Here is a 3,539-nt window from a genome sequence, read left to right as displayed (position 1 = left end):
TTCCACTGGGCGACAACCGGCACGTGCCGAGGCCTATTCCCGATCCGGCGAGGATTTCCGCCCGTTCCGGACACACCCGCCAGCCGGCCCTGACCGTAGTGCCCTCCCTAACTATCTCTGCCCTCCCACATGTGGGAGGGCAGAGATAGTTAGGGAGGGGTTTAGCGGCGGGCGGGTTCGAGGGCCGGCGTCAGCGACTGACCCAGGCGTCCGGCTCGTCGGCGAGTCGCCGGACGTGCGTGGGCAGGCTGCCGGTGCGCAGCTGCTCCAGCGAGGTCTCGTCCAGGACCTGCCGCAGGCTGGACCGGACGGCGACCCAGAGCACCGGCAGGTGTTCGGCCACCCCCTCGTACGAGGTCTGGTGCGGACGGCGTCCGCGGACCTCGGCGAGCGGGCCGTCGACCGCCCGGAACACCGCACCGACCGGGATCTCGGACGCCGCCCGCGCCAGCCGGTAGCCGCCGCGCGCCCCCTTGGTGCTGATCACCAGCTCGGCGCGCCGCAGGTCGGCCAGGATCGACTCCAGGAATTTGCGCGGCAGTTCCTGCGCCTGGGCGAGTGCGTCGACCGAGATCGGCAGGTCGGGCTCGTCGGCCTCGGCCAACTGCAGCATCGCCCGGACGGCGTACTCGGTCTTGGCGGTGATCTCCACGGACCTCATTGTGACCCGTTCACACCGCCAGTGCGGGGAACTCCTCTTCGCTCGGCAACGTCCGGGTCGGCACCACCCAGACCAGGTGCCCCACCTGGAGTTGCAGCGCGGACGCCTCGGCGCGGGTCAGCTGGGCGAAGAACCGTTCCCCGGTGTGGGTGTGCCGCAGCTCGACCCGCACCTCGAAGCCGAGCCGGACCAGCCGCTCGACCTCGGCCTCGGTGACCCGGACGCCGGTGACGGCGGCCACCTCTTCGGCACGCCGGGCGTCCCGTTCCAGGCGCAGGTCGTGCGGGCGGGCGATCTGGCCGTTGAGCCGGGACACCGAGCCGAGGAAGGACATCACGAACGGGTTGGCCGGGCTCTCGTACAGCTCGTCCGGGCTGCCGACCTGTTCGATCCGGCCCTGGTTGAGCACCGCGATCCGGTCGGCGACGTCGAGCGCCTCCTCCTGGTCGTGGGTGACCAGCACCGTGGTGACGTGAACCTCGTCGTGCAGCCGGCGCAGCCAGCGCCGCAGGTCGTCGCGCACCTTGGCGTCCAGCGCACCGAACGGCTCGTCGAGCAGCAGCACCTGCGGGTCGACCGCCAGCGCCCGGGCCAGCGCCATCCGCTGCCGCTGCCCGCCGGAGAGCTGGGCCGGGTAGCGGTGCTGGAAGCCGGCCAGGCCGACCACCTCGAGCAGCTCGTCGACCCGCTGGGCGATCTCGGCCTTGGGCCGCTTGCGGATGCTCAGCCCGAAGGCGACGTTGTCGCGCACCGTCATGTGCTTGAAGGCGGCGTAGTGCTGGAAGACGAAACCGATCCCCCGGCGTTGCGGCGGCAGCCTGGTGACGTCCTGGCCGGCGATCACCACCGCGCCGGAGTCGAGATCCTCCAGCCCGGCGATGGCGCGCAGCAGGGTCGACTTGCCCGATCCGGACGGCCCGAGCAGCGCGGTCAGGGTGCCCGACGGGATCTCGAGCGAGACGTTGTCGAGCGCCTGGAAGGTGCCGTACGCCTTGCGGGCGTCGGTGACGGAGATCATGACTGGCTCCTTGCGTTCTCTTTGGCGACGGGGACGGAGACGGACGCCTCGGCGGGCTCGGCGACCGAGACGGCGCCGTCCGGTTGTGTGGCGGGGATCGCGGCGTGGGCGGTCGGCCTCTTGCGATCGAGCACGGTCATCAACAGCAGCGTGACCAGTGCGAGGAACATCAGCAGCGTGGCCGCGGCGTAGGCACCGTGGGTGTTGTGGTCGTCGATGTAGCGGCTGTGCACCAGCAGGGTGAGCGTCTGCGAGACGCCGGGGAACCCGGAGCTCACCATGATCACCGCGCCGAACTCGCCCAGCGCCCGCGCCACGGTCAGCACGATGCCGTAGGTGAGCCCCCAGCGGATGGCCGGCAGGGTGATCCGGGCGAAGGTCTGCCAGCGGGACGCGCCCAGGGTGGCGGCAGCCTGCTCGGCGTCGGTGCCGATCTCGTGCAGCACCGGTTCGACCTCGCGGACGACGAACGGCAGGGTCACGAAGATGGTCGCGATCACCATGCCGGGCAGCCCGAAGATCACCTGGATGCCCAGGTTCTCGATCCCGCCGAACCAGCCGTGGACGCCCCAGAGCATGATCAGCGAGACGCCGACCACGATCGGCGACACCGCGAACGGCAGGTCGACCACGCCGGACAGCAGCCGCCGGCCGGGGAATCGGCCGCGGACCAGGGCCAGCGCCGTCACCACGCCGAAGATCACGTTGATCGGCACCGTGATGGCCACGATCAGCAGCGACAGGTTGAACGCCGAGATCGCCGCGGGCGTCCGGATCGAGGCCCAGAAGGCACCGAAGCCGGGCTCGAAGGTGCGCCACAAGATGGTGACGATGGGCACCGCGAGCAGCACGGTCAGGTACAGCAGGGCGACGCTGCGCAGCGCGATCCGGGTGGGAGTGGAGACCTTCATGTCGCTCGCTCCTCACGTTCCTGGCCCCGCGAGGCGAAGAAGCGCAGCACCAGCAGGGTGGCGAACGAGATCGCCAGCAATGCCACCGAGACGGCCGCGGCGTTCACCGGACGGTCGATCTCGATCTGCTGCTGGATGTACTGCGAGGCCACCTGCGTCTCGCGCGGGATGTTGCCGCCGATCAGCACGACCGAGCCGTACTCGCCGATGGCCCGGGCGAAGGCCAGTCCCCCGCCGGAGATGATCGCCGGCGCCAGGGTGGGCAGCACCACCCGCCGGAACGTCGTCCAGTTGCCGGCACCCAGCGAGGCGGCGGCCTGTTCGACGTCGCGGTCGACCTCGATCAGCACCGGCTGCACCGAGCGCACCACGAACGGCAGGGTGACGAAGGCGAGTGCCACGATCAGTCCCCAGCGGGTGGCGTTGAGCTCCACGCCGATCGGGCTGTTCGGGCCGTACAGTGACAGCAGCACGATGCTGGCCACGATGGTGGGTAGCGCGAACGGCAGATCGATCAGTGCGTCGACGAAGCGCTTGCCCCAGAACTCGTCTCGGACCAGCACCCAGGCGATCAGCGTGCCGACCACCACGTTGATCAGGGCCACCACCGCCGACACCAGGATGGTCGTGCCCAGCGCGGCGAGCGCGACCGGCGCGGTGACGGCCGCCCAGAAGCCGCCCCATCCGTCGCCGAACGAAGCCACGGTGAGCGCGGCGAGCGGCAGCAGCACGATCAGGCTGAGCCAGGTGACGACCACGCCGAGGGTCAGCCCACTGGCCCGTCCGGACGATCCCGGACGCGACCGCGGTGGCCGGCCGGCCGGCTTGTCGGTGGTGGCGCCGGACGCCGCCGCGGTGGCGGCGTCCGGCGTGAGGTCGGTGACGACGGTCATGACGTCGCCTTGTCGTAGATCACCGCGATCTTCCCGGTGTCCTTGGCGAACAGGTC

4 protein-coding genes are annotated in these 3,539 nt (G+C 70.6%); all 4 read right to left on the bottom strand.

What is annotated here, in order from left to right:
• Positions 1 to 190: 190 nt before the first annotated feature.
• Genes Q0066_RS08520 through cysT form a run of 4 tightly spaced genes read right to left on the bottom strand, consistent with a single transcriptional unit; the run spans position 191 to position 3,483 of the window.
• A complete protein-coding gene (locus Q0066_RS08520) occupies positions 191 to 652 on the bottom strand; it encodes an Rrf2 family transcriptional regulator (RefSeq protein ID WP_298131983.1) in 462 nt (153 codons plus the stop codon).
• 19 nt (positions 653 to 671) lie between these two features.
• A complete protein-coding gene (locus tag Q0066_RS08515; protein WP_298131981.1) occupies positions 672 to 1,679 on the bottom strand; it encodes a TOBE-like domain-containing protein in 1,008 nt (335 codons plus the stop codon).
• On the bottom strand, positions 1,676 to 2,590 hold the full coding sequence (gene cysW / locus Q0066_RS08510; protein WP_298131979.1) for a sulfate ABC transporter permease subunit CysW: 915 nt from the start codon (positions 2,588 to 2,590) through the stop codon (positions 1,676 to 1,678). Before cysW ends, Q0066_RS08515 begins: the two co-directional genes overlap by 4 nt.
• Entirely contained in the window at positions 2,587 to 3,483 is an 897-nt protein-coding gene (cysT, locus tag Q0066_RS08505; RefSeq protein ID WP_298131978.1) for a sulfate ABC transporter permease subunit CysT, read from the bottom strand. The genes cysW and cysT overlap by 4 nt, the downstream gene beginning before the upstream one ends.
• Positions 3,484 to 3,539 lie beyond the last annotated feature (56 nt).

This window comes from Micropruina sp., from assembly GCF_027492755.1.
Lineage (GTDB): Bacteria > Actinomycetota > Actinomycetes > Propionibacteriales > Propionibacteriaceae > Micropruina.
Note: the sequence above shows the minus strand (reverse complement) of the source record. Positions and strands in the feature narration are given on the sequence as shown.